Below are 21,117 nucleotides of genomic sequence, written 5' to 3' on the forward strand. Positions count from 1 at the left end.
TATCCAGGGAATGTGAGCTGGATCAATCAATCATGCCCCTTTTATTGATCACTTCGCCGAAGCCTGTATGGTAGTCGTCATTCAGGTAAAGCAATTTGGTATAACAACTTTGTGAGGTAAAGCAATGGAACAAACCTGGCGTTGGTACGGACCTAACGATCCGGTATCACTTGATGATGTGCGTCAGGCTGGCGCGACGGGCGTTGTGACGGCATTGCACCACATTCCGAACGGCGAAGTATGGCCGATTGAAGAGATTACAAAACGTCAGGCTATTCTGGCAGAAAAAGGGTTAACCTGGTCGGTTGTTGAAAGTATTCCGGTTCATGAAGAGATCAAGACCCGCTCCGGTCAGTATCAAACATGGATAGCGAATTATCAGCAGAGCATACGCAACCTCGCGGCCTGCGGCATCGACACTGTCTGCTACAACTTCATGCCGATTCTGGACTGGACGCGTACCGACCTTGAGTACGAATTGCCGGACGGCTCGAAAGCGCTACGTTTCGATCAGATAGCCTTCGCCGCTTTTGAGTTGCATATCCTCAAGCGTGCGGGAGCTGAAGCGGACTACAGCGACGAAGAACAACGTCAGGCATCGGCGTATTTCACTGCGATGAGCGAGGCGGATATCGAAAAATTGACCCGCAATATCATTGCCGGTTTACCTGGTGCGGAAGAGGGGTATACCCTCGATCAATTCCGTGCGCGTCTGGCCGAGTACGACGGTATCAGCAAAGACGATCTGCGCGACAATATGGCAGTGTTCCTGCGTGCGATTGTGCCGGTGGCGGAAGAAGTGGGCGTACGTCTGGCAGTGCATCCGGACGATCCGCCGCGTCCGATTCTCGGGTTACCGCGCATTGTTTCTACCATTGAAGATATGCAGTGGCTGAAAGAGACGGTCGACAGCATCTATAACGGCTTTACTATGTGCACGGGTTCATACGGCGTTCGCGCGGATAACGATCTGGTGAAAATGATCGAAACCTTTGGCGATCGTATCCACTTTACCCACTTGCGTTCGACGTGCCGCGAAGAGAACCCGAAAACCTTCCATGAAGGCGCGCACCTGCAGGGTGATGTGAACATGGTGGCGGTGGTGACGGCGATTCTGACCGAAGAGCAGCGCCGTAAGAAGGCGGGCGATTTACGTCCAATTCCGATGCGTCCCGATCACGGTCATCAGATGCTGGACGATCTGCACAAGAAAACCAATCCGGGCTATTCTGCGATTGGGCGTCTGAAAGGGCTGGCGGAAGTGCGCGGTGTTGAACTGGCGCTGAAAATGACCCAGTTCCGCGACCTGCTGTAAGATCGCAAGTGACAAAAAAGGACAGTTCAGGCTGTCCTTTTTACGTATACGCAAAACTTAATCCGCACGGCCCATATAACGGCGCTCTTCAATATGAATGCGGATTTTTTCACCGGCGCTCAGGTATTCAGGAACCTGAATGACCAGGCCGGTGCTCAGCGTCGCGGGTTTGTTGCGTGCGCTGGCGGAAGCCCCTTTAATGCCAGGAGCGGTTTCCACGATTTCCAGATCCACCGTCTGCGGCAGTTCGAGAGCCAGCAGCTGGCCGTCCCAGGTCAATACCTGCATATCCGGCATTCCGCCTTCCGGGATAAACAGCAGTTCTTCTTCGATCTGATCTTTGGTGAAGGTGTAGGGCGTGTAATCTTCTTTATCCATGAACACATATTCGTTGCCATCGACATAGGAGAAGTCGACGCCACGGCGGCTCAGAGTGACGGTATCCACAATATCGTCACCCTTAAAACGTTCTTCCACTTTCAGACCGGTACGGACATCGGAGAAACGCATTTTGTACAGCGTCGCTGCGCCACGGGCGGTCGGGGACTGAATATCGATATCTTTCACAATCAGCAGCTTGCCGTTGTAATTCAGTACCATACCTTTTTTGATTTCGTTCGCTCTTGGCATCGAAAAGATCCTGTTATAGAGATTAGCTAAATTATCGCGTCAAACTACTCGCGCCGGGTCATTCAGGCAAGCGGAATTCGCACTTTTGCGGGTGCAAAAAAGGTGCTACTGTGCGCGTCTGTCCGGTGGTCACAATAAAGAGAGTCAGACTATGGAATGCCGTCCGGATTGTGGGGCGTGTTGCACCGCGCCATCGATTTCCAGCCCCATCCCCGGCATGCCCGAGGGCAAGCCTGCCAACACGCGGTGTATCCAGCTTGATGAACATCAGCGATGTAAAATTTTCACGTCTCCGCTGCGGCCAAAGGTGTGCTCGGGATTGCTGCCAAGTACCGAAATGTGTGGCGAATCGTCCCATCAGGCAATGACCTGGCTTATTGAACTGGAGGCGCTGACAGCGCCTTAAACATCCTTAATGCGCGTCAGGCAGACCATGGTGGCGATAATCATTACCAGCGCAAACCAGAAAACCGCATGGTAGTTCCAGATTTCAGCGGCAATACCCGCCAGCGATCCGGCAATAATCCAGCCGACGCGGATGGTATTCGTGTAAAGCGTTGTCGCTGAACCTGCCTGACCCGGCATCAGATCCTGAAAATAGAGCATGCCGATCCCACCGAGAATACCGATGTAAATCGCGTTCAGCAGTTGTAAACCCAGCAGCACAGCAGGGGAGTGCGCGACCAGCATGCCTGCATAAAAGCAAAAGCCAGCGGCGACTGCAATGCACATCAGCAGGCGTTTACCCAGACGTTTTGCGAAGTAGCCGGCAATCAGCATCGTCGGGATTTCCAGTCCGGCCGCCGTCCCCATCATCACGCCCGCCAGTTTCTCCGGCAGATGTAGCTCATTAATGATAAACAACGGCATATTAATGATATACAGGCTATTGGTACCCCACATTAATGTGCAAATCGCAAACAGCAGCAGGGTATCCCGACGGTTTCGACGCGGCGCTTCCAGCGTACCGGTTGCCAGAGCGGTTTCTTTACGCATAGACGGTAAGAAAAACCACACCATCGCGCCGCAAACTACAAACGCCACTGCGGCGCTGAGGTACATCACGGTAAAGCTGAAACCCATCGCCAGTGCGTAAGCCAGCGGCGGACCTATCACCCACGCGAGTGAAACCTGGGCACGCAGGATGGAGCTGAACATCACCGCTTCGCGGCCTGTACGATCAGCATGTTCACGGGCCAGAGCAAACATTTGCGGGTTGGCGGTCGAGCCAAAGCTGCTGAGAAATACCCCGATAAACAACAGAATAAAGTAGTTACGATTCCAGGCAAATAACACGCACGCCAGCATGCCCAGCACACAACAGAAGACGATCAGATGTTTGCGATCGCCCTTTTTATCTGAACGTCCCGCCAGAAACTGGCTCACCAGGATGCCTATCACAGCACTACCGGTAAAAAAGAAACCGACCATTCCCGGACGCGCGTGGACTTCATCGGTCAGAAAAAGACTCAGCGTGGGGGTTTGTAGTGCGCCAGCAATACCGGTGAGAAAGGCGACAATAAGGAAGGCCGTAGACGTCAGGTCAAACGTTTTTGGCGAGGCGGCAGCGGGGGTGTTGTGCATGTTCTGGTATCAATAGTGTGATGAGACGCGGAGTTTACGCCGCTTAGTTGAAAATAAACAGATGACTAAATCAAAATCGCCACGAAAAATCAAAATGGCATTTCACTCTGCTAGTGTGCCTGGCTGACGCTGCTGAACCTTAAGCGAAATAGCGCTGTATTTGCTTCAGCACCTTTTCGCTAATGAGGCAAAAATGTGCATTGCTTCTAAATTTTGCGATCAAAAATGCAACTTTCCTTGCGTGCTGAAGCAGAAAGAGCAAGACTTCTTGAAACGTTTCAGCGCTGTCGAGTTTCAGTTGAGGGAACCGTATAGCGTCTTTTTTCTCATGTAAGCTGAATCGTTTCAATTCAGCAGGAGAGGAGAACCATGTTTCAGTTATCCGTTCAGGACATTCATCCGGGCGAGCAGGCCGGAGATAAACAAGAAGCCATCCGCCAGGTTGCCGCTGCGTTAGTGCAGGCCGGTAACGTAGCGGACGGTTACGTAGACGGCATGCTCGCTCGCGAGCAGCAGACTTCCACTTTTCTCGGTAACGGGATTGCTATTCCACACGGCACCACCGACACCCGCGATCAGGTGCTGAAAACCGGCGTTCAGGTTTTTCAGTTTCCGCAGGGGGTAACCTGGGGGGAAGGTCAGGTGGCATACGTGGCGATTGGTATTGCCGCCAGCTCCGATGAACACCTTGGCTTGCTACGTCAGCTGACGCACGTGCTGAGTGATGATTCCGTGGCTGAACAGCTTAAGTCAGCAACTACTGCTGAAGAACTGCGTGCATTGCTGATGGGTGAAAAGCAGAGTGAACAACTGAAGCTCGACAACGACACGCTGATGCTGGATGTTGCGGCAACTGACTTAGTGACGTTGCAGGCGTTGAACGCGGCGCGGCTGAAAGAGGCGGGTGCGGTCGATGCGACGTTTGTCGCGAAAGTGATTAACGAACGGCCAATGAACCTGGGTCAGGGGATCTGGCTGAGCGACAGTGCTGAAGGCAACCTGTGCAGCGCTATCGCGGTGAGTCGCGCAGCGAATGCCTTTGATGCCCAGGGTGAAAAGGCGGCACTGCTGGTGACCGTCGCCATGGCTGACGATCAACCCGTTGCGGTGCTGAAGCGTCTGGGCGATCTGCTGCTGGACATGAAAGCTGACCGCCTGCTGAACGCTGACGCAGCCACCGTACTGGCGCTGCTGACCAGCGATGATGCATTGACTGATGATGTGCTGAACGCCGAGTTTGTCGTTCGTAATGAGCACGGCCTGCATGCCCGTCCGGGGACCATGCTGGTCAATACGATTAAACAATTTAACAGTGAAATTACCGTGGCAAACCTTGATGGAACCGGCAAACCAGCAAATGGACGTAGTCTGATGAAAGTAGTGGCGCTGGGCGTGAAGAAAGGACATCGCCTGCGCTTTACGGCGCAGGGGGCTGATGCTGAACAGGCGCTGAAAGCGATTGGTGAGGCTATCGCTGCCGGTCTCGGGGAGGGCGCATAATGAGCAGACGTGTTGCTACCATCACGCTAAACCCGGCCTACGATCTGGTTGGCTTTTGTCCAGAAATCGAACGCGGTGAAGTTAACCTGGTGAAAACCACCGGTCTGCACGCTGCGGGAAAAGGGATCAACGTAGCCAAAGTGCTGAAGGATCTCGGGATCGACGTGACGGTCGGCGGCTTCCTGGGCAAAGATAACCAGGATGGCTTTCAGCAACTGTTCAGCGAACTGGGCATTGCTAACCGTTTTCAGGTGGTGCAAGGACGTACTCGCATCAACGTCAAGCTGACGGAAAAAGATGGCGAAGTCACTGATTTCAACTTCTCTGGTTTTGAGGTCACCCCCGCCGACTGGGAGCGTTTTGTTAATGATTCCCTGAGTTGGTTGGGTCAGTTCGACATGGTCTGCGTTAGCGGCAGTCTGCCGTCCGGCGTAAGCCCGGAAGCCTTTACGGACTGGATGACGCGTCTGCGTAGTCAGTGTCCATGCATTATCTTTGATAGTAGCCGTGAAGCACTGGTTGCGGGACTGAAAGCCGCGCCGTGGTTGGTGAAACCAAACCGCCGCGAACTGGAAATCTGGGCCGGTCGCAAGCTGCCGGAAATGAAAGATGTCATTGAGGCGGCGCACGCATTACGTGAACAAGGTATCGCGCATGTGGTGATCTCCCTGGGCGCTGAAGGTGCGCTGTGGGTGAACGCCTCAGGAGAATGGCTCGCCAAACCACCTTCGGTGGATGTGGTCAGCACCGTGGGGGCCGGGGATTCGATGGTTGGCGGCCTGATTTACGGTCTGCTAATGCGCGAATCCAGCGAACATACGCTGCGTCTGGCGACAGCCGTCGCTGCGTTGGCGGTCAGTCAGAGCAATGTCGGTATTACCGATCGTCCGCAGTTGGCCGCAATGATGGCGCGTGTCGACTTACAACCGTTTAACTGACAGCAGGAGAGGCATAATGAAAACGCTGCTGATTATTGACGCTAATCTCGGGCAGGCCCGCGCTTACATGGCGAAAACTCTGCTCGGTGCGGCGGCGCATAAAGCAAATCTGGATATCATCGACAATCCAAATGACGCTGAACTGGCGATCGTTCTGGCCGATGCCATTCCTAATGACAACGCGTTGAACGGCAAGAAAGTCTGGCTGGGCGATATTGCCCGGGCAGTTGCGCACCCTGAACTGTTTCTTAGCGAAGCCAAAGGTCACGCTAAGCCTTACAGCGCACCGGTTGCCGCAGCGCCCGTAGCCACGACCAATGGTCCGAAACGTGTCGTGGCCGTGACGGCGTGCCCGACAGGCGTCGCGCATACCTTCATGGCAGCGGAAGCGATTGAAACCGAAGCGAAAAAACGTGGCTGGTGGGTAAAAGTCGAAACCCGTGGTTCTGTGGGCGCAGGCAATGCCATTACGCCGGAAGAAGTGGCGCAGGCGGATCTGGTCATTGTGGCGGCAGACATTGAAGTGGATCTGGCAAAATTTGCCGGTAAGCCAATGTATCGTACGTCTACCGGTCTGGCGCTGAAGAAAACCGCGCAGGAACTGGACAACGCCGTAGCACAAGCCGTGGTGTATGAGCCAACCGGCAAAGCGCAGGCGGCGGCGAATGAAGGGAAAAAAGAGAGTGCAGGCGCGTATCGTCACCTGCTGACGGGCGTTTCCTACATGTTGCCGATGGTGGTTGCCGGTGGTTTGTGCATCGCGCTCTCCTTTGCTTTTGGTATCGAAGCGTTCAAAGTTGAAGGGACGCTGGCGGCGGCGCTGATGCAGATTGGCGGCGGTTCAGCCTTTGCGCTGATGGTGCCGGTTCTGGCGGGGTATATTGCCTTCTCGATTGCTGACCGTCCGGGTCTGACGCCGGGTCTCATTGGCGGTATGTTAGCTGTTAGCACCGGTTCTGGCTTTATTGGCGGGATCATAGCGGGTTTCCTCGCAGGCTATGTGGCGAAGGCCATCAGCACGAAGCTGAAGCTGCCGCAGAGTATGGAAGCGTTGAAACCGATCCTTATCATTCCGCTGATCTCAAGTCTCGTGGTCGGTCTGGCCATGATCTACCTCATCGGCAAACCGGTCGCCGGGATCCTTGAAGGGTTAACGCACTGGCTGCAAACCATGGGGACGGCGAACGCGGTACTGCTGGGCGCGATCCTTGGTGGGATGATGTGTACCGACATGGGTGGCCCGGTTAACAAAGCGGCATATGCGTTTGGTGTGGGTCTGTTGAGTACACAAACGTATGCGCCAATGGCGGCCATTATGGCGGCAGGTATGGTGCCACCGCTGGCGCTGGGTCTGGCAACGATTGTTGCGCGTCGTAAGTTCGACAAGGCGCAACAGGAAGGGGGTAAAGCGGCGCTGGTACTCGGTCTGTGCTTTATCACTGAAGGGGCCATTCCTTTCGCCGCGCGCGATCCGATGCGTGTTCTGCCGTGCTGTATCGTTGGTGGTGCGCTGACGGGCGCTATCTCAATGGCGGTTGGCGCAAAACTGATGGCACCACATGGCGGTCTGTTTGTTCTGCTGATTCCAGGGGCGATTACCCCGGTGTTGGGATATCTGATTGCCATTGTTGCCGGTACGCTGGTGGCGGGTCTGGCTTATGCCTTCCTGAAACGTCCGGAAGAGGATGCTGTCGCCAAAGCAGCATAATGTCATCGCTTCATACAAGGGCAGAGGGTTCTCTGTCCTTTTTTTATCTTCATTCTGTGTCCTTCCTCGCAAATTTTTTCTCGCTTACAAACTGTATCTATAAAAAATTGTGATTCTGTTCATATCTGGCGGTTTTTATCCTTGTCAGTGCGTTTACTTTCATAAAAACAAGCTTACTATGAACACATGTTTGAATATAAACATGTGCTCTAATAAGTTGTTTGAGCCGTGAATAGTCTTAACGATCTCATTGTCATGGTATTTTCATACCAGGAGATGTGCTATGCGAGAAAAGGAATACATCATTACGATTGGTTCCGCCAATATGGACGTTGCAGGATATTCGCATGCTTCTTTAAATTATGCGGACTCAAATCCAGGAAAAATTAAATTTACGCCGGGCGGAGTCGGTCGCAATATCGCCCATAATCTTGCCCTCCTCGGGAAAAACTCCTGGCTAATGACAGCGGTTGGCAATGACTTCTATGGCCAATCATTATTGGCGCAGACGAATCAGTCTGGTGTGCATGTAGATAATTGCCTGATTGTCGCCGGTGAGAATACTTCAAGTTATTTATCGCTTCTCGATAATACCGGTGAAATGCTGGTGGCAATCAATGATATGAGCATTACCGAACATATTTCGGCGGCGTTTCTGGCTCAGCATCTCGATTTCATCCGGGGGGCCAGTGTCATTGTGGCGGACTGTAACATCAGTGAACAGACGCTGGCCTGGTTACTGGATAACGTGGGGAATGTGCCGGTATTTGTTGATCCGGTATCGGCGTGGAAATGCGTGAAAATCCGCGAGCGTTTAGCCCAAATCCACACGCTTAAACCCAACCGTCTTGAGGCGGAAACCCTCAGTGGCATTGCGCTCTCAGGGCGTGAAGATGTCGCAAAAGTCGCTACCTGGTTCCACGAGCGTGGCCTGAATCGTCTGGTGCTGAGTATGGGCGGTGATGGGGTCTATTACAGTGAAAGAGACGGTGATAGCGGCTGGTCGCTACCAATAAAAACCCATGTAGTTAACGTCACCGGAGCGGGAGATGCCATGATGGCGGGACTTGCTTCCTGCTGGGTTGACGGTATGCCTTTCATTGATTCTATCCGATTTGCACAGGGTTGTTCTTCGATGGCGCTGGCCAGTGAATATACCAACAACCCTGAATTATCTGTTGCGAACGTTAAAACCCTTGTGGAGAACACAGAATGTCTGAATTAACGCTTTCCTCTGAATTACTGCATATTTCGCCAGAAGTCCAGGACGCTATTAATAGTAAAAAACCGATTGTTGCGCTTGAATCGACGATTATTTCTCACGGTATGCCTTTTCCACAAAATGCGCAGACGGCAATTGAAGTTGAAGAAACAATCCGTAAACATGGAGCCGTGCCGGCAACGATTGCCATTATTGGCGGAGTCATGAAAGTCGGGTTGAGTAAAGAAGAAATTGAATTATTAGGTCGCGAAGGACATAGCGTCACTAAAGTCAGTCGTCGTGATTTACCGTTTGTAGTGGCTGCAGGAAAAAATGGCGCGACTACCGTTGCCTCGACCATGATTATTGCCGCCCTTGCCGGTATTCACGTTTTTGCTACCGGGGGTATTGGCGGTGTTCATCGCGGTGCTGAACATACATTTGATATTTCCGCCGATCTACAGGAACTGGCCCATACCAATGTGACCGTGGTTTGTGCCGGCGCGAAATCTATTCTCGATTTAGGTTTAACCACGGAATATTTAGAAACGTTCGGTGTGCCACTCATTGGCTATCAGACCACCGCGTTACCGGCATTTTTCTGCCGCACCAGTCCGTTTGAAGTCAGTATTCGTCTCGACAGCGCGAAGGAAATTGCCCGTGCGATGGCGGTGAAATGGCAAACCGGCCTGAACGGCGGTCTGGTGGTTGCCAATCCAATCCCGGAAACCTATGCCATGGCGGAAGAGAAAATCAACGCGGCGATTGACCAGGCCGTTCGGGAAGCGGAAGAGCAGGGCGTTGTCGGCAAAGAAAGTACGCCGTTCCTGCTGGCGCGCGTTGCTGAATTAACCGGCGGCGACAGCCTGAAGTCCAACATTCAACTGGTGTTTAACAACGCCGTACTGGCCTGCGAGATCGCGAAGGAATATCAACGCCTCGCCTGATCATAACGAACGGGCAGCTCGCGGTCGCCCGAAACCACCAAAACCTGGCTTCGCGCCGGGTTTCCTGGCATGAAGGGAAATCATTATGGATATAATGAGAAGTGTTGTGGGTATGGCGGTATTGCTGGTGATCGCATACTTACTGTCGGTGAATAAAAAGCACATCAGCTTACGTACCGTGGGCGCTGCGCTGGTACTGCAAATCGCGATTGGCGGGATCATGCTCTATTTCCCGCCGGGCAAATGGCTGGTCGAGCAGGCCGCGCTGGGCGTGCATAAGGTCATGTCTTACAGCGACGCGGGCAGCGCCTTTATCTTTGGTTCTCTGGTTGGGCCAAAAATGGACGTGCTGTTTGATGGCGCCGGGTTCATCTTCGCCTTCCGCGTGCTCCCCGCCATTATTTTCGTCACCGCGTTGATCAGCCTGCTGTACTACATCGGCGTGATGGGGCTGCTGATTCGCATTCTGGGCGGAATTTTCCAGAAAGCCCTGAACATCAGCAAAATTGAATCATTTGTTGCGGTCACGACGATTTTCCTCGGCCAGAACGAGATCCCGGCAATCGTGAAGCCGTTTATTGACCGTCTGAATCGCAATGAATTGTTTACCGCGATTTGCAGCGGGATGGCCTCGATTGCGGGCTCGATGATGATTGGTTACGCCGGCATGGGCGTGCCGATTGATTATCTGCTGGCTGCCTCGCTGATGGCGATTCCGGGCGGGATCCTCTTTGCCCGTATTCTGAGTCCGGCAACGGAAGCGTCAAAAGTCACTTTCGAAAACCTCTCTTTCACCGAGACGCCACCCAAAAGCATCATTGAAGCCGCAGCAAGCGGAGCGATGACTGGGCTGAAGATTGCCGCTGGCGTGGCGACGGTGGTCATGGCGTTTGTTGCGATTATCGCGCTGATCAACGGTATTATCGGTGGTATTGGCGGCTGGTTCGGCTATGGCCATGCGACGCTTGAAGGGATCTTTGGCTGGGTGTTAGCCCCGCTGGCGTGGATCATGGGCGTTGACTGGAGTGATGCCACCCTGGCAGGGAGCCTGATTGGGCAGAAACTGGCGATCAACGAATTTGTCGCTTACCTCAATCTCTCGCCTTACCTGCAGGATGGCGGCACTCTGGATGTGAAAACTATTGCCATTATCTCTTTTGCGCTGTGTGGGTTTGCCAACTTTGGTTCTATTGGCGTGGTGGTCGGGGCATTTTCTGCCATCTCCCCTCAGCGCGCGCCGGAAATCGCCCAGTTGGGTATGCGTGCGCTGGCCGCAGCCACGCTCTCTAACCTGATGAGTGCGACCATTGCCGGGTTCTTTATTGGACTGGCATAGCGTGAGTTTGCCGAACGGCGGTTGATGCCTTATCCGGCCTGGAGACACACTTCCTGGCCGGATAAGTCGTTTTTACTGGCTTGTTTTTAACAAATACAGCGCGTTGTCAGCGGAAAGGGTGGGGTTGTTGATACTGACGCTGGCACGTGACAATGCCGCACAGGCCATCGCAAAATTCGCGCTTTCGCGAAAATCGCTCCCTTCCAGGAAGCTGTAGATAAGCCCCGCCATGAAACCATCGTCGGCGCCGAAGCTGTCGACCACCGTATGAGCGGGCGGCGTGAGTAAGAATTGCTCACCGTCTTTCTCACTACAAAATACCGACTCATCTTCCAGACAGACAAAAATCTGCTGAACGCCCTGCTGATGGAGAGCATTGATCGCGTTGAGTCGATCGGCATCGCTATTGATGGGATGGCCCCATAAGATTTCCAGCTCTTTTTGCGTTGGTTTTAGCGTATGAATGCGCGTAAACCAGGTTTTCACCTTCGTTGCTTTGAACTCAGAAACGGTATCAATAAACACCGGAATGTCATCCGCCACCGTAAAGACCCACTCGATGGCTTCTGGCGTCAGATTACAGTCCGCCAGCACCACGCCAGCGTGGCGGATTAAATCCCGCGAGCTGTTCAGTAACTGCGGCGACAGTTGTTGCAGGATGTGGGTATCGTTAATCGCCAGCACCGTCTCTTCCTGCTGATTGGCGATAGAGAGGTAGGTTGAGGTGTTATGTCCGTGCAGGCGAATGCAACTGGAGATATTGACGCCCGCCTGACGCGTTTGTTCCAGTAGCGTCTCACCATAAAAATCGCTGCCGACAGCGGAAATCAGATGGACATCGCGGCCTAACAGGGCGAGGTTATGGGCAATATTGCGGCCCACGCCGCCCGCAGAACAGTGAATACTGCCCGGGTTGGACGCGGCCTGTGGGTAGTGGATATCCGCCATACCGCGAATATCCATGTTGATCGCTCCCACGACCACGCAATATGCCTGTTCGGTGAGGATGTAACCTTTTCCTTTGATCGCCCCTTTACGCATCAGGTCCATAATGTGCGCGGCAACGCGAGAACGGCTGATTTGCAAAATGTCGGCGATTTCGTTTTGCTGAATTAACGGGTTGCGGCGCAGAATTTTGAGTATCTGTTTTTCCCTGTCGTTCATGATTACGCAACCGCCTTTTCAGTCTGCTGCGCTTTCAGCCAGGCGATCTCTTCTGCCCAGATGTCGGGGTTGATGGTTTCCAGCACCAGCGGAATACCGTCGAAACGTGCGTCCTGCATGATCCAACGGAACGCGTCGTGACCGATGTTGCCTTCCCCCAGGCTGTGGTGGCGGTCGACCCGGCTGCCGAAGGTGCTCTTGGCATCATTCAGGTGCATGCCGCGCAGATACTGAAAGCCGACGATACGCTCAAACTCGTCAAAGGTTTTTTCGCATTCGGCGGCAGAGCGTAAGTCATATCCAGCGGCGAAAGCATGACAGGTGTCGATGCACACGCCGACGCGCGATTTGTCTTCCACGCCATCGATGATTGCGGCAAGATGCTCAAATTTGAATCCGAGATTGCTGCCCTGACCGGCGGTATTTTCAATTACTGCAGTGACGCCTTCGGTGCGGGCGAGGGCGATGTTGATTGACTCGGCAATCTTCGCCAGACACTCCTCTTCCGATATTTGCATCAGGTGGCTGCCCGGGTGGAAGTTAAGCAGGGATAAACCGAGTTGCTCGCAGCGCTGCATTTCATCGAGAAAAGCGTCGCGGGATTTTTCCAGCGCGTCGCTGACCGGGTGGCCCAGATTGATCAGATAGCTGTCGTGCGGCAGAATCTGGGCGGAAGTGAAGCGGTATTTCTCACAGGCGGCTTTAAAGTCATCGATGATTTGCGTGGTGAGAGGGGCTGCACGCCATTGACGCTGATTTTTGGTGAAGAGCGCAAACGCGGTTGCCTCGATTTCAGCGGCGCGAATTGCGGCATTTGCCAGCCCGCCCGCTGCGCTGACGTGTGCTCCGATGTATTTCATTAAAGACTCCTGTTAACCCGCCAGATATGGCCTGGAGGATTTGTGTATCCGGAAATTGAATCTTGCCAATCATAGCGGGTTAACAGGGGCAGGATGTAGCGAATTATGCAATAAGGTGCTGGACCAGGACGTTAATCACGCCACCGCCGACAATCAGCCAGATGAACAACACCAGCGCCATTAACAGCGGTTTCGCCCCGGCTTTCTTCAGCGCGCTCACATGCGTTGTCAACCCCAGGGCCGCCATCGCCATTGCCAGCAGTACCGTATCCAGCGTGACCAGCATGTTCACCGCCGCCTGCGGTAACAGGTGGAACGAGTTGAAAATGGCCACCACGATGAACAGGATGGCAAACCACGGAATAGTGATTTTGCTTTTTTCCCCACCGCTGGCCGGTGACAGTTGTTTCACTCGTGCGGCCATAAAGATGAGGAACGGAGCCAGCATCATGACGCGCAGCATTTTGGCAATCACCGCCGCGTTTTCCGCATCCGGATTGATCGCGTGTCCTGCCGCCACAACCTGTGCAACTTCATGCATGGTGGAGCCAATAAAAATACCGTACGTTTCCGGGCTAAACCAGTGCGCCAGTAGCGGATACATCGCTGGATAGAGGAAAATCGCCATCGTCCCGAAGATCACCACCGTCGCGACGGCGACCGTGACTTTGCTGGCCTCGGCTTTCACCACCGGTTCCGTTGCCAGTACTGCCGCCGCACCGCAAATACTGCTGCCCGCACCGATCAACCAACTGGTCTGGCGATCCAACCCAAACACTTTCTGTCCCAGAAAACAGGCCAACATAAAGGTACTGGACAGCGTCAAAATGTCAATCAGAATGCCGCTGACCCCCACATCAGCAATCTGTGCGAAGGTGAGGCGAAAACCGTAGAGGATAATCCCCAGTCGTAATAAATGTTGCTTTGCAAACAGGACACCGCCGTCACAGCTTTTCCAGATCTGCGGATAGACGGTGTTACCGATCACCATCCCCAACAAAATTGCTAAGGTGAGGGCGCTGAACCCGGCACCTGCCACAGCGGGAATGGAACCACCCCACAAGGCAACCCCGGTAATTACTGCACTCAGGGCAAGCCCCGGAATAAAATGCCACATTGTTCGATGATGATTCGTTAAGGTGAGTTCTGTCATTGCCTTCTCCTCTTTTATGGGCAAAAGGTTACGGCGAACTGGCTTAAAAATAAAATTGATTATATATTTATAATTAATCTTTATAAGTGGTAAGCGACCATGCACATCACCCTGCGGCAACTTGAAGTATTCACTGAAGTTTTGAAAAGCGGCTCAACGACGCAAGCGTCGGTGATGCTTGCGCTGTCGCAGTCGGCGGTCAGTGCGGCGCTGACCGATCTGGAAGGTCAGCTCGGCGTTCAGCTTTTCGACCGCGTAGGCAAGCGACTGGTGGTGAATGAACACGGTCGTTTGCTCTATCCGCGGGCCCTGGCGTTACTGGAGCAGGCGGTGGAGATTGAGCAGTTGTTCCGTGAAGACAACGGTGCAATCCGTGTGTATGCCAGTAGCACTATCGGCAACTATATCCTTCCGGGGGTGATCGCCCGTTATCGCCGTGATTTTCCGGCACTTCCGCTGGAACTCAGCGTCGGTAATAGTCAGGACGTCATTACCGCGGTGCTTGATTTTCGGGTCGACATTGGGCTTATCGAAGGGCCGTGCCACAATACGGAAATCATCTCGGAGCCGTGGCTGGAAGATGAACTGGTGGTGTTTGCTGCGCCATCTTCGCCGCTGGCGCAGGGACCGGTAACGCTTGAGCAACTCGCTTGCGCCCCCTGGATCCTGCGTGAGCGTGGTTCCGGCACACGGGAAATTGTGGATTACCTGCTGCTGTCGCACTTACCCAAATTTGAAATGGCGATGGAACTGGGAAACTCAGAAGCCATCAAGCATGCCGTGCGCCATGGGCTGGGAATTAGCTGTCTGTCACGTCGGGTGATTGAGGAACAACTCCAGGCGGGAACGCTCAGCGAAGTCGCGGTACCGCTTCCGCGTCTGGTGCGTACGCTCTGGCGGATCCATCATCGCCAGAAACACCTCTCCAACGCACTTCAGCGCTTCCTCAGTTATTGCGAATAACGCCTCGCAGGGACCGATCGTCTGCCGGGATACGTCCAGGGAGCTATCGGTTCACGATTCTCTGCTATTACTTATAATCCGCGGCCAGTCATGAAGGTCTCTTATAACAGCGCATTTGTGCCAGAAGCACGGCGTTTCGTCTGCTACAATCGCGCCTCATTTTTTGGATGGATAGCATTTTCACATGGTTTCCGAAACTAAAACCACAGAAGCGCCCGCGTTACGTCGCGAACTGAAGGCGCGCCACCTGACGATGATCGCCATCGGCGGCTCCATCGGTACCGGCCTTTTTGTTGCGTCAGGTGCCACCATTTCCGCTGCGGGTCCTGGCGGTGCGCTGTTTTCGTATATTCTGATTGGCCTGATGGTGTACTTCCTGATGACCAGTCTTGGCGAACTGGCGGCGTATATGCCGGTGTCCGGTTCATTTGCGACCTACGGTCAGAACTATGTTGAAGAAGGCTTTGGCTTCGCGCTGGGCTGGAACTACTGGTACAACTGGGCGGTGACCATCGCCGTTGACCTTGTGGCGGCGCAACTGGTGATGAGCTGGTGGTTCCCCGATACCCCAGGCTGGATCTGGAGTGCGCTGTTCCTCGGCGTGATCTTCCTGCTGAACTACATCTCAGTCAGAGGCTTTGGTGAAGCGGAATACTGGTTCTCGCTGATCAAAGTGGCAACCGTGATTATCTTCATCATCGTTGGCGTGATGATGATCGTCGGTATCTTCAAAGGTACCCAGCCGGTGGGCTGGAGCAACTGGACGACGGGCGACGCACCGTTTGCCGGTGGTTTTGCGGCGATGATTGGCGTGGCGATGATTGTCGGCTTCTCCTTCCAGGGGACGGAGTTGATTGGTATTGCTGCCGGTGAATCGGAAGATCCGGAGAAGAACATTCCGCGCGCGGTGCGTCAGGTGTTCTGGCGAATCCTGCTGTTCTATGTCTTCGCCATTCTGATCATCAGTCTGATCATCCCGTATACCGATCCGAGCCTGTTGCGTAATGACGTGAAAGATATCAGCGTCAGCCCGTTCACGCTGGTCTTCCAGCATGCCGGTCTGCTCTCTGCGGCGGCGGTGATGAATGCGGTGATCCTGACGGCAGTTCTGTCGGCGGGTAACTCCGGAATGTACGCCTCAACCCGTATGCTTTACACCCTGGCCTGCGATGGCAAAGCGCCACGTATTTTCGCGAAGCTGTCTCGCGGCGGTGTCCCGCGTAATGCGTTGTATGCTACGACGGTGATTGCCGGTCTGTGCTTCCTGACCTCGATGTTCGGTAACCAGACGGTTTACCTGTGGCTGCTGAACACCTCCGGGATGACAGGCTTTATCGCCTGGCTGGGAATTGCTATCAGTCACTACCGTTTCCGTCGTGGTTATGTCATGCAGGGACATGACGTGAAGGATCTGCCGTATCGTTCTGGTTTCTTCCCACTGGGCCCGATCTTCGCGTTTGTCCTGTGTCTGATCATCACGCTGGGCCAGAACTACGAAGCATTCCTGAAAGATACCATTGACTGGGGCGGCGTAGCGGCAACTTATATCGGTATCCCGCTGTTCCTGATTATCTGGTTCGGCTATAAGCTGACCCGAGGGACTCGCTTTGTTCGCTACAGTGAAATGCACTTCCCGGAACGAGTGAAGAAATAACAGTAACCGCACAAGTGAAACGATAAAAAACCCCGACATGGTCGGGGTTTTTTGTTGGGAGAGACTCAGAAGTTGTACGTCAGGCCCACCGTATAGCGACGGCCATCGAGGATGGTGTCGTAGGTATCATAATCAATCTGTTTATCCAGCGCGTTATACACCCCAGCCGTCACCAGCAGGTTCTTGTTCGCGTTGTAACGCAGACCGACATCAACCTGGGTATAGGATGGCGTGCCCTGCGACATTGAGGTACGGCTCAGGTATTCAGAGGTTTTACCGCGGAAGTTCAGACGACTCCAGAAGCCCACGGTTTCAGTCGCCTGCCAGTCCAGCGTAGTGTTAAACATATGCTTTGGCATTTTGTTTAATGGCTTGCCTTCGAATTGACCGCTTTTCTGTTCTGACTCGGTAAAGGTGTAGTTGGCCGTCCAGTTGAGGTCGCGGGTTATCTTCCAGCCGAACGTCGATTCCACACCGCGCATGTTGGCCTTATCAACGTTCACGCGATCGCTGATAAAATCATAGCTTTCACTGCCAATCGTACAGGCCGGATCGGCGCTGCTGTTACAGCGGCGAACTTCGGTAATCTTATCTTTGAAATCGGTATTGAACAGGGTGATGCCGGCGTTGAGATTGTCGCCGTTATCCCACAGCAGACCCAGTTCTTCGCTCAGGCTCTTCTCTGGTTTCAGATCCGGGTTACCAACGATAATGCCATTCAGGCGACCGCCACCCGTGACCTGACCCCAGTTTGCGGAGGACTGACGCAGATCCGGTGCGCGGTAGCCTGCGGAGACGCCGCCTTTTAAAGTCCATTGATCGCTCAGATGCCAGACGCCATAACCGCGCGGTGTCCAGTTGTCACCGTAGTTTTCGTCTTTATCCATGCGGATCCCGCCGGTCAGAGTAAAGCTGTCGGTCATCGCCCATTCATCTTCCGCAAACAGTGCCCAGCTCCAGCGAGTCAGTTTATCCAGACCATCTGCCGCTTTCAGTTGGTTGCCGGTATCGCGCAGTTTTTCATAACGATACTGACCGCCCAGCGTCAGGGTATGGGCGCCGAGGAAGATCTGGTTCTGGTTATTGAAGATCGTGTTGTACGACTTCATTTCGCGACCCGGGTTGTTGGTCTCTTCCTGCTGGATATAGCTGGTGGTGTTGAACTCATCGTAATAGCCGCTGTGGGTTAATGAGTAGGTTGTGTGCTCATAGCGGCTTTCACTTTTTGTGTTTGGCTTACAGGTGCCGTTACGGCAGCTCTCTGCAGCCATTGATTTACCCGGCGTACTGTCGCGATCCTGCAATTCACGGGCGATATCAAAATCGATATCGTTTTTATCATCCGGCGTAAAGTTGAGAGTCAGACCGCCATTACGCAGGCGTTGCTCATTGTAGCCATTGACGATTTGGTCCTCCGCGCGGCGAGACAGTAATCCGGTGACTTTTGCACCCAACAGGCCGTCGATCAGTGGACCTGAAGCATAGGCGTTGGTCTGGAATAAATCACCGGAATCGCTGTTTTCCTGGAAGGTGGCGTCGCCGTGCAGAGAGCCGGTCCAGCCTTTGGTGTTAGAGACTTTTTTGGTGATCACGTTAATCACGCCGCCCATCGCATCGGATCCGTACAGCGATGACATCGGTCCGCGGATGACCTCAATACGCTCGATGGACTCCAGCGGCGGCAGCCAGCCCTGTTCGATCCCGGAGTTATCGCTGTTCGGACGCGTACCGCGAGTGCTGATGCGTTTGCCGTTCACCAGGAACAGTGTGTACTGCGACGCCATCCCGCGGATGCTGATATCACTGCTGCTGCCCCCGCCGGTGACGACAACGCCGGGCACATCTTTCAGCGCATCGGTAACGTCCCGGTAAGCTTTGTCTTCAATTTGCTGCTTTGTGATAACCGAAATTGAAGCCGGGGCATTCTGGATTTTCTGCTCAAATCCCGTCGCGGTAACAACAACGGTATCCTGATCGGCAGCATGAACGAGCGATGGGAGGCATGCCGCGCTGACTACGACAGCAATAGCCTTAACGTGAGGTATGGTCATTTTGTCATTCCATTAAACGAGTAAAAACCGCGTGTCATGTAAAAGGCCATGACAACTGTATGTGTTTGTCTTTTAAGAACTCTTTGCGGTAAAGAAGCGGGGGGAATTGTACAAAATAATGAATATTTGTAAATACTAATGATAATTGAAATCATTTGCGTTTGTTTGATTTATAAAGGAAATTCTTTTAAGTCAACGAGATAGAGGAACGTAAATGTGAGGAGAAAATGAAGAAATCATGGAGAAGTCGAGAAGAAAAAAGGAGGGCGCATTGCCCTCCTGCGATTATTTCATCAAATATTCTGAATGGAAGCGCAGATGATCCTCAATGAATGAGGCAATAAAGTAATAGCTGTGATCGTAGCCGGGCTGAATGCGCAGCGTCATCGGCCAGGCTTTCTGACGTGCGGCTTCCGCAAGTACGGCCGGTTGTAGCTGGTCGGCCAGAAACTGATCGCTATCACCCTGGTCAATCAGCATTGGGATGGCATCTTCCGGCCGGCTGGCGTACATCAGTGCGCAACTGTCCCATTCCGTCCATGCGGCCTGGTCCTCGCCCAGATAGGCGCGAAACGCTTTCTCTCCCCATGGGACGCGGCATGGATTAACAATTGGCGCAAAAGCGGAAACGCTGGTGTATTTACCCGGATTTTTCAATGCCATGATCAGCGCGCCGTGCCCCCCCATTGAGTGCCCTGCGATCGCGCAGCGCTCGCTGACGTTAAAATGCGCCTGAATCAGGGCCGGAAGTTCATCACGCACGTAGTCATACATGCGGAAATGGGCAGCCCAGGGTTGTTGTGTCGCATTGAGATAAAAACCGGCCCCCTGGCCCAGGTCATAACCCTCATCGTTGGCGACCTGTTCGCCACGCGGGCTGGTATCCGGCATGACTAATACGATACCCAATTCAGCCGCGATACGCTGCGCCCCCGCTTTGGTGGTAAAGTTTTCATCATTACAGGTTAACCCGGACAACCAGTACAAAACCGGCGGAGGGGTGGTGTCGCGAGGGGGAGGGAGAAAAATGCTGAACGTCATTGCACAGTTCAGCGTGGTGGAGTCGTGTCGCCAGCGTTGCTGCCAGCCTTCAAAACAGCGGTGCTCTTCGAGCATTTCCATGCGTGGCTCCTTATTGTGTTGAACCTGAATGTGTTCGCAAACTCCCCATAATACAGATAATTCATGGCACTGTGAGTAACTTTCACTTCCGCATTCAGCAAACTTACTTCATCATCGTTACAACGTTGATTTAACACTTTCTGTTGCCTTGCCCAAAACAGCGCTTGAAAGGCTGCGGCAATTTCAATAATTATCGTTGCGAATACTGGATTATGTGCGCGGCCTCACGCACAATAATCAAGCTGTCTACAGCTTACAAACTTTGCCCCACGTAGGGCAGAGGCGCCACACCTGCAGGAGAAAAATAAATGTCATCACTCAGTAAAGAAGCGGCCCTGGTTCATGAAGCGCTGGTTGCGCGAGGGCTGGAAACGCCGCTGCGCCCACCCGTGCATGAGATGGATAACGAAACGCGTAAACGTCTTATCTCAGGCCATATGACCGAGATCATGCAGCTGCTGAACCTCGATCTGAGCGATGACAGCCTGATGGAAACGCCGCATCGCATCGCCAAAATGTATGTCGATGAGATTTTCTCCGGTCTGGATTACGCCAATTTCCCGAAAATCACCGTCATTGAAAACAAAATGAAGGTCGATGAGATGGTGACGGTACGCGACATCACGCTGACCAGTACCTGCGAGCATCACTTTGTGACCATCGATGGCAAAGCCACCGTGGCCTATATCCCGAAAGATTCAGTGATTGGTCTGTCGAAGATCAACCGCATCGTCCAGTTCTTTGCACAACGTCCGCAGGTACAGGAGCGTTTAACGCAGCAAATTCTGACCGCGCTGCAAACCCTGCTGGGGACCAACAACGTGGCAGTGTCGATTGATGCTGTGCATTACTGTGTGAAAGCGCGCGGTATTCGCGATGCCACGAGTGCGACCACCACCACCTCGCTTGGTGGCCTGTTCAAATCGAGCCAGAATACGCGTCAGGAATTTTTGCGCGCGGTACGTCATCACAACTGATTAAGGCAGGGGCT

At 53.5% G+C, this 21,117-nt stretch carries 18 protein-coding genes; 11 read left to right on the plus strand and 7 right to left on the minus strand.

The window, feature by feature from the left end:
- Positions 1–124: 124 nt before the first annotated feature.
- Complete coding sequence (uxuA, locus tag I6L53_RS07430) at positions 125–1,315, plus strand: mannonate dehydratase (RefSeq protein ID WP_042317953.1); 1,191 nt, start codon at positions 125–127, stop codon at positions 1,313–1,315.
- A 57-nt stretch (positions 1,316–1,372) separates the two neighbouring features.
- On the opposite strand, the gene yeiP is transcribed toward uxuA, so the two are convergent.
- Positions 1,373–1,945, minus strand: a complete 573-nt coding sequence (gene yeiP, locus I6L53_RS07435) for an elongation factor P-like protein YeiP (protein WP_042317954.1) — start codon at positions 1,943–1,945, stop codon at positions 1,373–1,375.
- Positions 1,946–2,096: 151 nt separating this feature from the next.
- Here yeiP and I6L53_RS07440 point away from each other — a divergent pair, with 151 nt between their 5' ends.
- Positions 2,097–2,351 (plus strand): YkgJ family cysteine cluster protein, encoded by a 255-nt coding sequence (locus I6L53_RS07440; protein WP_042317955.1) that lies wholly within the window; start codon positions 2,097–2,099, stop codon positions 2,349–2,351.
- Here the strand turns inward: I6L53_RS07440 and setB are convergent.
- Positions 2,348–3,529, minus strand: coding sequence for a sugar efflux transporter SetB (setB, locus tag I6L53_RS07445; protein ID WP_042317956.1), 1,182 nt, complete (start codon positions 3,527–3,529; stop codon positions 2,348–2,350). The genes I6L53_RS07440 and setB overlap by 4 nt on opposite strands.
- Positions 3,530–3,898: 369 nt before the next feature.
- Here setB and fruB point away from each other — a divergent pair, with 369 nt between their 5' ends.
- The 6 genes from fruB (at position 3,899) to I6L53_RS07475 (ending at position 11,159) form a co-directional block, all read left to right on the plus strand.
- A complete protein-coding gene (gene fruB / locus I6L53_RS07450; protein ID WP_042317959.1) occupies positions 3,899–5,029 on the plus strand; it encodes a fused PTS fructose transporter subunit IIA/HPr protein in 1,131 nt (376 codons plus the stop codon).
- Entirely contained in the window at positions 5,029–5,967 is a 939-nt protein-coding gene (gene fruK / locus I6L53_RS07455) for a 1-phosphofructokinase (protein WP_042317960.1), read from the plus strand. The genes fruB and fruK overlap by 1 nt, the downstream gene beginning before the upstream one ends.
- Positions 5,968–5,983: 16 nt before the next feature.
- Positions 5,984–7,675 carry a PTS fructose transporter subunit IIBC gene (gene fruA, locus I6L53_RS07460; protein WP_042317961.1) on the plus strand — a complete coding sequence of 564 codons (1,692 nt, stop codon included), beginning with the start codon at positions 5,984–5,986 and terminating at the stop codon, positions 7,673–7,675.
- A gap of 283 nt (positions 7,676–7,958) precedes the next feature.
- Positions 7,959–8,900, plus strand: coding sequence for a pseudouridine kinase (locus I6L53_RS07465; RefSeq protein WP_042318072.1), 942 nt, complete (start codon positions 7,959–7,961; stop codon positions 8,898–8,900).
- Positions 8,888–9,823 carry a pseudouridine-5'-phosphate glycosidase gene (locus I6L53_RS07470; protein WP_042317963.1) on the plus strand — a complete coding sequence of 312 codons (936 nt, stop codon included), beginning with the start codon at positions 8,888–8,890 and terminating at the stop codon, positions 9,821–9,823. The genes I6L53_RS07465 and I6L53_RS07470 overlap by 13 nt, the downstream gene beginning before the upstream one ends.
- Before the next feature lie 85 nt (positions 9,824–9,908).
- Positions 9,909–11,159, plus strand: coding sequence for a NupC/NupG family nucleoside CNT transporter (locus I6L53_RS07475; protein ID WP_042317964.1), 1,251 nt, complete (start codon positions 9,909–9,911; stop codon positions 11,157–11,159).
- A 72-nt stretch (positions 11,160–11,231) separates the two neighbouring features.
- On the opposite strand, the gene I6L53_RS07480 is transcribed toward I6L53_RS07475, so the two are convergent.
- From I6L53_RS07480 to I6L53_RS07490, 3 genes are all read right to left on the minus strand, one after another.
- Complete coding sequence (locus I6L53_RS07480; protein ID WP_042317965.1) at positions 11,232–12,323, minus strand: sugar kinase; 1,092 nt, start codon at positions 12,321–12,323, stop codon at positions 11,232–11,234.
- A gap of 2 nt (positions 12,324–12,325) precedes the next feature.
- Positions 12,326–13,183: a deoxyribonuclease IV gene (gene nfo / locus I6L53_RS07485; protein ID WP_042317966.1), complete on the minus strand. Its 858-nt coding sequence runs from the start codon at positions 13,181–13,183 to the stop codon at positions 12,326–12,328.
- Positions 13,184–13,286: 103 nt separating this feature from the next.
- Positions 13,287–14,336, minus strand: coding sequence for a YeiH family protein (locus tag I6L53_RS07490; RefSeq protein ID WP_042317967.1), 1,050 nt, complete (start codon positions 14,334–14,336; stop codon positions 13,287–13,289).
- Positions 14,337–14,435: 99 nt separating this feature from the next.
- Here I6L53_RS07490 and yieE point away from each other — a divergent pair, with 99 nt between their 5' ends.
- Both yieE and lysP read left to right on the plus strand, forming a co-directional pair.
- Entirely contained in the window at positions 14,436–15,299 is an 864-nt protein-coding gene (gene yieE, locus I6L53_RS07495) for a DNA-binding transcriptional regulator YeiE (protein ID WP_042317968.1), read from the plus strand.
- A 184-nt stretch (positions 15,300–15,483) separates the two neighbouring features.
- Complete coding sequence (gene lysP, locus I6L53_RS07500; RefSeq protein ID WP_042317969.1) at positions 15,484–16,953, plus strand: lysine-specific permease; 1,470 nt, start codon at positions 15,484–15,486, stop codon at positions 16,951–16,953.
- A 65-nt stretch (positions 16,954–17,018) separates the two neighbouring features.
- Here lysP and I6L53_RS07505 read toward each other — a convergent pair whose 3' ends face one another.
- Positions 17,019–19,004: a ligand-gated channel protein gene (locus I6L53_RS07505; protein ID WP_042317971.1), complete on the minus strand. Its 1,986-nt coding sequence runs from the start codon at positions 19,002–19,004 to the stop codon at positions 17,019–17,021.
- A gap of 285 nt (positions 19,005–19,289) precedes the next feature.
- On the minus strand, positions 19,290–20,126 hold the full coding sequence (gene fghA / locus I6L53_RS07510; RefSeq protein ID WP_042317972.1) for an S-formylglutathione hydrolase: 837 nt from the start codon (positions 20,124–20,126) through the stop codon (positions 19,290–19,292).
- 308 nt (positions 20,127–20,434) lie between these two features.
- On the opposite strand from fghA, the gene folE reads away from it, so the two are divergent.
- Positions 20,435–21,103: a GTP cyclohydrolase I FolE gene (folE, locus tag I6L53_RS07515; RefSeq protein ID WP_012131616.1), complete on the plus strand. Its 669-nt coding sequence runs from the start codon at positions 20,435–20,437 to the stop codon at positions 21,101–21,103.
- The last annotated feature ends 14 nt before the right edge of the window (positions 21,104–21,117 follow it).

The sequence above is a fragment of the Citrobacter farmeri genome (assembly GCF_019048065.1).
Taxonomy (GTDB): Bacteria; Pseudomonadota; Gammaproteobacteria; order Enterobacterales; family Enterobacteriaceae; genus Citrobacter_A; species Citrobacter_A farmeri.

What these genes read in the sequence shown, in the direction of transcription:
- yieE (WP_042317968.1), top strand. Translation starts at nt 14,436, where the DNA reads ATGCACATCACCCTGCGGCAACTTGAAGTATTCACTGAAGTTTTGAAA.
- folE (WP_012131616.1), top strand. Translation starts at nt 20,435, where the DNA reads ATGTCATCACTCAGTAAAGAAGCGGCCCTGGTTCATGAAGCGCTGGTT.
- fruB (WP_042317959.1), top strand. Translation starts at nt 3,899, where the DNA reads ATGTTTCAGTTATCCGTTCAGGACATTCATCCGGGCGAGCAGGCCGGA.
- fruK (WP_042317960.1), top strand. Translation starts at nt 5,029, where the DNA reads ATGAGCAGACGTGTTGCTACCATCACGCTAAACCCGGCCTACGATCTG.
- I6L53_RS07505 (WP_042317971.1), bottom strand. Translation starts at nt 19,004, where the DNA reads ATGACCATACCTCACGTTAAGGCTATTGCTGTCGTAGTCAGCGCGGCA.
- I6L53_RS07470 (WP_042317963.1), top strand. Translation starts at nt 8,888, where the DNA reads ATGTCTGAATTAACGCTTTCCTCTGAATTACTGCATATTTCGCCAGAA.
- I6L53_RS07490 (WP_042317967.1), bottom strand. Translation starts at nt 14,336, where the DNA reads ATGACAGAACTCACCTTAACGAATCATCATCGAACAATGTGGCATTTT.
- lysP (WP_042317969.1), top strand. Translation starts at nt 15,484, where the DNA reads ATGGTTTCCGAAACTAAAACCACAGAAGCGCCCGCGTTACGTCGCGAA.
- I6L53_RS07475 (WP_042317964.1), top strand. Translation starts at nt 9,909, where the DNA reads ATGGATATAATGAGAAGTGTTGTGGGTATGGCGGTATTGCTGGTGATC.
- I6L53_RS07465 (WP_042318072.1), top strand. Translation starts at nt 7,959, where the DNA reads ATGCGAGAAAAGGAATACATCATTACGATTGGTTCCGCCAATATGGAC.
- setB (WP_042317956.1), bottom strand. Translation starts at nt 3,529, where the DNA reads ATGCACAACACCCCCGCTGCCGCCTCGCCAAAAACGTTTGACCTGACG.
- nfo (WP_042317966.1), bottom strand. Translation starts at nt 13,183, where the DNA reads ATGAAATACATCGGAGCACACGTCAGCGCAGCGGGCGGGCTGGCAAAT.
- fruA (WP_042317961.1), top strand. Translation starts at nt 5,984, where the DNA reads ATGAAAACGCTGCTGATTATTGACGCTAATCTCGGGCAGGCCCGCGCT.
- I6L53_RS07480 (WP_042317965.1), bottom strand. Translation starts at nt 12,323, where the DNA reads ATGAACGACAGGGAAAAACAGATACTCAAAATTCTGCGCCGCAACCCG.
- yeiP (WP_042317954.1), bottom strand. Translation starts at nt 1,945, where the DNA reads ATGCCAAGAGCGAACGAAATCAAAAAAGGTATGGTACTGAATTACAAC.
- fghA (WP_042317972.1), bottom strand. Translation starts at nt 20,126, where the DNA reads ATGGAAATGCTCGAAGAGCACCGCTGTTTTGAAGGCTGGCAGCAACGC.
- I6L53_RS07440 (WP_042317955.1), top strand. Translation starts at nt 2,097, where the DNA reads ATGGAATGCCGTCCGGATTGTGGGGCGTGTTGCACCGCGCCATCGATT.
- uxuA (WP_042317953.1), top strand. Translation starts at nt 125, where the DNA reads ATGGAACAAACCTGGCGTTGGTACGGACCTAACGATCCGGTATCACTT.